Below are 5,626 nucleotides of genomic sequence, written 5' to 3' on the forward strand. Positions count from 1 at the left end.
TGATTTTTGATTTTTGATTTTTGATTTTTGATTTTTGATTTTTGATTTTTGATTTTGGATTTTGGATTTTGGATTTTTGATTTTGGATTTTAGATTTTGGATTGAGAAAGCTTTACCTAGTGCTGGTTGATGGAAATAATACCAAGTTGCGTTCATACATCTTCCTTGTCTTCCTTGTCCCCCTTGTCCCCCTTGTCCCCCTTGTCCCCCTTGTCTCTATTTAAGATGCTTGCTTGTGACCTAAGTTGAGAAAAATCGTTTCTAAATCTTCTTGAGTGGTGTGAAAATCAGTGAGAGGAATATTAGCTGTTATGAGCGATCGCAACAAAGCCGCACAATCTTCTGGTTTTCCTGAAAAATTGACACGCACACTATTCTTGGCTGGTAAAACTTCCCATTCTTGTACAAAGGGATTATTTTTTAATTCGCCTAAGAGTTCCGGTAATTGTCCTAAAGTAGATATAACAATTTGTTGGCGGGCGAGGCGCTGATAAAGTTGTTGGAGAGAGGAACTTTCTACCAGAAAACCCAGTTCCATTATTCCCACAGATGTACACAGTTCTGCTAGATCGCTAAGAACGTGAGAGGAAATGAGTATTGTCATCCCCGCTTCTTGCAAAACTTTAACAATTTCACGAAACTGCATCCTAGCAATGGGATCGAGTCCTGAAACTGGTTCATCTAATAGCAATACAATGGGTTCGTGGATAATGGTTCTTGCAAGACACAAACGTTGTTTCATCCCGCGTGACAGGGTAGAAATCAGACTATTTCGCTTGTGACCTAATTGAATAAGTTCCAAAACTTCATGCAAGCGTTGAGTGCGCCGTGGATCGCGCAAACGATACAGGCGGGCAAAATAATCTAGGTAGTCCCAGACGGTGAGTTCTTCGTAAAGAGGATAGTCATCTGGTAAGTAACCCAAGCGTCTTTTGAGAGTAGGGTTGCTTTTGTCCCGTAGTAAGCGATCGCCATTTATATAAATCTCACCCGTTGTTGGCTCTTCAGCCGCCGCTAACATCCGGATGAGAGTTGTTTTACCCGCACCATTAGGACCAATTAACCCATAAACTTCACCTGACAGTATTTCCAAATCCATGTTATTGACAGCAACGTGTCTGTCAAATTGCTTGGTTAGCCCACGGGTGTGAATAGCCAGTTCTTTTGTCATAACTAATAGGCTGGAGTTTGTAATTATACTGATTGGCTTTCAAGCATCATACTGACTGTTCTTTTGATACGAAAGACATCATCACACGCACAGCAAATAACCGTACTTATGCGTTAGTAAGTTTACTTGAGGTATTCAACTCGAATAATTGAGTACAGCAAGCTTAGCCTTTAATTTCAGAACTTGTCAGGATGGTTTCGGAAAATGCAACCAGCTTTAAAGAAAGTATTTTTTTGTACTAAAAAAATTCATCAAATTTTTATACATAGTCAAAAATATTACATTTTGTAAAGTACTGATAGCATGACATTCAAAATTCATGTATGGTTTTTACTTAATTTTCTAACTTAAAATAAGTAGGAAAAATTACTTGTTTTGGAGTAAGCCTAACTAAATAGTTCAATTGTGTTAAGGTGTGAGAAAGTGATTCCAGAGTTTGATGAGAACGGTAATTTACCACCAGGGATATACTGGGTACAATGGGAGGAATTCAAGGAAAGATTTGGGACTAACTTGACGAGGCAACGCATGATAAATGGTCTAGAACTGGCAATGACACAATTAAAAGCAGCTGGCTGTAGAACTATTTATATAGATGGTAGTTTTGTCACCAGTAAACAAAAACCAAAGGATTTTGATGCTTGTTATGATAACGATACAGTAGACACTAATTATCTAAGAATGTACGCTCCTAAGTTGCTTAATCATTACGATCGTGATGGACAGAAAGCTAAATATAAAGGTGAAATTTTTCCTGCAAACCAACCTGTTGGTAATTATGGTTTAAATTCTTTTGAATTCTTTCAGCGCGATCGCCAAAAAAATCGTAAAGGTATTATTGCTATAGATTTACTAAGGTGGAAAATATGATTAAAAATAATGATGAGTATCAAAATACTAGATATCTAGTAGGAGAATTTCAAAAATCAATAGCAGCAATGGAGAAAGATCGACAAAGTAAAAATGATGACTTTCAGAAATGGGAAATTAACAGAAGTGCATTACAATCTCATCTAGAGAAATTGCAAGAAGAAATTGTTGAATATGAAAGAATTCTGAATTGCAATACTAATCACAAGTTACAAATTAAAGTTGATTCTTTAAACAAATTACCAGATGCGTTAATCAAAGCTCGGATAGCAGCAAAAATGACTCAACAAGAACTCGCTGACATACTAGGCATTGATGAGCAGCAGGTCAAGCAGTACGAAAAGACAGATTATCAGTGCGCTAGCTTTGTCGATATTCTTGAAGTTAGCACTGCTTTGGGCGTAGAATTTGAAAATGCTGTTGTACAAGTAGATTTTGAGGAAATAAAAGAAGTTAAAAAAACCGTGGAAAAATGGCGTAAGGAAAAAACCAATATTAAAACCAAAGCCTCATAGGTTTCCCACGCTTACTTGTAGCCAATCTCTCCTAAACGTCCACCATTTGTAACCTCCTGTATCCATTGAAGTGGATTTCTTATTCTAACTTGTAGCAAATCTCCGAGCCTTCCAGTTAAACGTAACGTTCTGTCATCTGTTGTTAGCAGAAGATCGGCGTTTCCTGCTTCTGCACAAGCAATGTGTAGTGCATCATAATCTTTAAAACCCATTTCGGTAAGTTCTTGACCGCGAGACAAAATTTGTTCATTCAGAGTAATTTTATTCTTGGTCAAAGCAGCCCATTGCCTCATTTGTTCTTTTCTTCGCCCTTCCGGAGTATTTTCAAGCTCGGTGTCTAAGGCTTCACTTACTCGTAACTGCCATTTTTCACTTTGACAATTACCCAAGATGATGAAAAAGGCTTGAGTTTCCAGACGAATTCTTTCTTGCGCCCGGTCGTCAAAAGGACGGTTGAAGCAGCACACATCTAAATAAATTGAAAATGTCATCGGTACACTTGCTAGGTATTATATTTAATCTGCACGATTTTCTGCAAGATTAAACATCTATCTAGTAAACATGAACTATGGCACAGAAATACCGCATTACCTTACTTCCCGGCGATGGCATTGGACCCGAAATTATTGCAGTGGCGGTAGACGTGCTGAAAGTGGTGGGTCAAAAATTTGATATCCAGTTTGAATTTCAAGAAACACTGATTGGCGGCGCTGCTATTGACGCAACGGGTGAACCCCTACCAAAGGATTCTTTGGAGATTTGTCGCAACAGCGATGCTGTCTTGCTAGCAGCTATTGGCGGTTACAAATGGGATTCGCTACCATCCCATTTACGTCCAGAAGCAGGTTTATTGGGGCTGCGATCGCAATTGGGTTTATTTGCCAATTTGCGCCCTGCGACAATAATACCCCAGTTGATTGATGCTTCTTCCTTAAAACGCGAGGTGGTTGAGGGGGTTGATATTTTGGTGGTGCGAGAACTCACTGGTGGAATATACTTTGGTCAACCAAAAGGCATTTTTACCACCGAAACGGGTGAAAAGCGGGGTGTTAATACCATGGCTTATACCGAATCCGAAATCGATCGCATCGGACGTGTAGCTTTTGAAGCAGCCAGAAAACGCAAACGCAAACTGTGTTCTGTTGATAAAGCTAACGTTTTGGAAGTTTCTCAACTTTGGAGAAGTCGCATCACTCAACTTGCTCAAGAATATCCGGATATAGAGCTAAGTCATATGTATGTAGATAATGCAGCCATGCAGTTGTTACGCGCCCCCAAACAGTTCGATACTATTGTTACGGGAAATCTATTTGGCGATATTCTTTCGGATGCAGCTGCTATGCTGACAGGCAGTATTGGGATGTTACCCTCTGCGAGTTTAGGTGCTTCAGGTCCTGGAGTATTTGAACCCGTTCACGGTTCCGCCCCAGATATTGCAGGACAAGATAAAGCAAATCCTTTAGCGCAAGTTTTGAGCGCCGCGATGATGCTCCGTTATGGTTTAAACCAGTCGGCAGCAGCAGATTATGTTGAAAAGGGAGTGTTACAAGTTTTACAGAGAGGTGCTCGCACTGGAGATATAATGTCTCCGGGAATGAATTTATTGGGTTGCCGCGCTATGGGTGATGCCCTGATTCAAGTTCTGGAAGAAGAATAATCTTCACCTATCAAAAACAAGGAAATTTTGGCATACCTTTGCCAAAACTTTCGGATAAACTATAAAACAAACCTACAACAAGATTCAGTGAGTGGTGTACGCTTTAAAACAAGGACAAGCTAATTACAGCAATCAAAAAAATCAGCCTGCTTTGATCGATCCAACCGTCATCAGAGCTGCCGGACAAATTTATCACGTTTACTGCGAGGTACATCCCGAAATGAGCGGACAACCTTCAGGAGTGGCAATAAATCGGTACAATCACCGAGGAAAAGTGATTTTTACACACCAACCAGTTCTTCTGCCAGATGAGTGTTTTATTCCGTTGACCCAAATTGAATCCTATATGTACTAAGTTGGTCAAAAGGTCATTAGTCATTGGTCATTAGTCATTAGTCATTGGTTAGTCATATTTTTACAAAGTCCAAATGACAAATGACACTGGACAAATTACAAAGGACAGAAGACAAATGACAAAGGACAAATGACACAATGGACATCTTCGTAATTGTCCAGGCGAGTTTCATCGTATTCGCCCTGGGTGCTTCTGTTGGCAGCTTTATCAACGTTGTAGTCTATAGACTACCTGCTGGGCTGTCTGTACTTTGGCCCCCTTCTCGCTGTCCCCACTGCTTCAACCAGCTCAAGCCCAAGGATAATGTTCCAGTACTGGGATGGCTGTGGTTAAAAGGACGCTGTCGTTATTGCAAAAGTAAAATTTCTCTCCGTTACCCTCTGGTAGAAGGCGTAACGGGTATCATTTTTTTATTGGTTTTTTGGGTATTCAAATTTTCACTCCTAACTATTGGTTATTGGGCGTTTTGCAGTTGGTTATTAGCGCTATCGCTGATCGATTTGGACACTATGACTTTACCCAATCCACTGACCAAATCAGGTTTAGTGTTGGGAATTGCTTTTCAAATGACGCTCGGTTATTTACCAACAGCCAGTTGGCAGGAATTGGCAAATCACTTGATGATAGCAGTTATTGGAGCCGTTATGGGCGTGTGGCTGTTTGATGCGATCGCCATTATTGGTTCAATCGCCTTTGGAAAAACCGCCATGGGTGGAGGGGACGCCAAACTAGCAGCCATGATGGGTGCGTGGTTGGGTTGGAAGTATTTACTTGTAGCTAGCTTTCTTGCCTGTGTGGTGGGAGTATTCGTGGGTGGAGGCTCAATCGTACTCTCACAACACCAATGGGGACAAAAGATGCCATTTGGTCCTTATCTTGCCTTAGGAGCATTCATCACGATATTTGGTGGTGAAACAATCTTGTCTAGTTACTTGCGGTTGTTTTTCGTTAATAATTAATGGGCATTAGGCAAAAGGGCATTGGGCATTGGGAATTTAGTTATTAATGTTTCTACCTTGTCCCCCTTGTCCCCCTTGTCTCCCTTGTCCCCCTTGTCT

7 protein-coding genes are annotated in these 5,626 nt (G+C 40.5%); 5 read left to right on the forward strand and 2 right to left on the reverse strand.

Annotated elements, in window-relative coordinates:
• Window positions 1–220: 220 nt before the first annotated feature.
• Complete coding sequence (locus tag F7734_RS60200) at window positions 221–1,171, reverse strand: ABC transporter ATP-binding protein (RefSeq protein ID WP_155753671.1); 951 nt, start codon at window positions 1,169–1,171, stop codon at window positions 221–223.
• A 423-nt stretch (window positions 1,172–1,594) separates the two neighbouring features.
• On the opposite strand from F7734_RS60200, the gene F7734_RS60205 reads away from it, so the two are divergent.
• A complete protein-coding gene (locus F7734_RS60205; protein WP_166482836.1) occupies window positions 1,595–2,041 on the forward strand; it encodes a hypothetical protein in 447 nt (148 codons plus the stop codon).
• Window positions 2,038–2,556, forward strand: coding sequence for a helix-turn-helix transcriptional regulator (locus F7734_RS60210; protein WP_155753672.1), 519 nt, complete (start codon window positions 2,038–2,040; stop codon window positions 2,554–2,556). The genes F7734_RS60205 and F7734_RS60210 overlap by 4 nt, the downstream gene beginning before the upstream one ends.
• 11 nt (window positions 2,557–2,567) lie before the next feature.
• Here F7734_RS60210 and F7734_RS60215 read toward each other — a convergent pair whose 3' ends face one another.
• On the reverse strand, window positions 2,568–3,047 hold the full coding sequence (locus tag F7734_RS60215; protein WP_155753673.1) for a PIN domain-containing protein: 480 nt from the start codon (window positions 3,045–3,047) through the stop codon (window positions 2,568–2,570).
• 77 nt (window positions 3,048–3,124) lie between these two features.
• Here F7734_RS60215 and leuB point away from each other — a divergent pair, with 77 nt between their 5' ends.
• The 3 genes from leuB to F7734_RS60230 all read left to right on the forward strand — a co-directional run bounded on the left by leuB (window position 3,125) and on the right by F7734_RS60230 (window position 5,527).
• The gene (leuB, locus tag F7734_RS60220) at window positions 3,125–4,213 is read left to right on the forward strand and encodes a 3-isopropylmalate dehydrogenase (RefSeq protein ID WP_155753674.1); all 1,089 of its coding nucleotides are present in this window, start codon (window positions 3,125–3,127) and stop codon (window positions 4,211–4,213) included.
• Window positions 4,214–4,307: 94 nt separating this feature from the next.
• Entirely contained in the window at window positions 4,308–4,568 is a 261-nt protein-coding gene (locus F7734_RS60225; RefSeq protein WP_038090006.1) for a hypothetical protein, read from the forward strand.
• Window positions 4,569–4,705: 137 nt separating this feature from the next.
• Window positions 4,706–5,527, forward strand: a complete 822-nt coding sequence (locus tag F7734_RS60230; protein WP_155753675.1) for an A24 family peptidase — start codon at window positions 4,706–4,708, stop codon at window positions 5,525–5,527.
• The last annotated feature ends 99 nt before the right edge of the window (window positions 5,528–5,626 follow it).

This window comes from Scytonema sp. UIC 10036 (assembly GCF_009725235.1).

Bases quoted from the DNA above. Each gene is read 5' to 3' on its own strand.
- F7734_RS60200 (WP_155753671.1), bottom strand. From the start codon at position 1,171: ATGACAAAAGAACTGGCTATTCACACCCGTGGGCTAACCAAGCAATTT.
- leuB (WP_155753674.1), top strand. From the start codon at position 3,125: ATGGCACAGAAATACCGCATTACCTTACTTCCCGGCGATGGCATTGGA.
- F7734_RS60230 (WP_155753675.1), top strand. From the start codon at position 4,706: ATGGACATCTTCGTAATTGTCCAGGCGAGTTTCATCGTATTCGCCCTG.
- F7734_RS60215 (WP_155753673.1), bottom strand. From the start codon at position 3,047: ATGACATTTTCAATTTATTTAGATGTGTGCTGCTTCAACCGTCCTTTT.
- F7734_RS60210 (WP_155753672.1), top strand. From the start codon at position 2,038: ATGATTAAAAATAATGATGAGTATCAAAATACTAGATATCTAGTAGGA.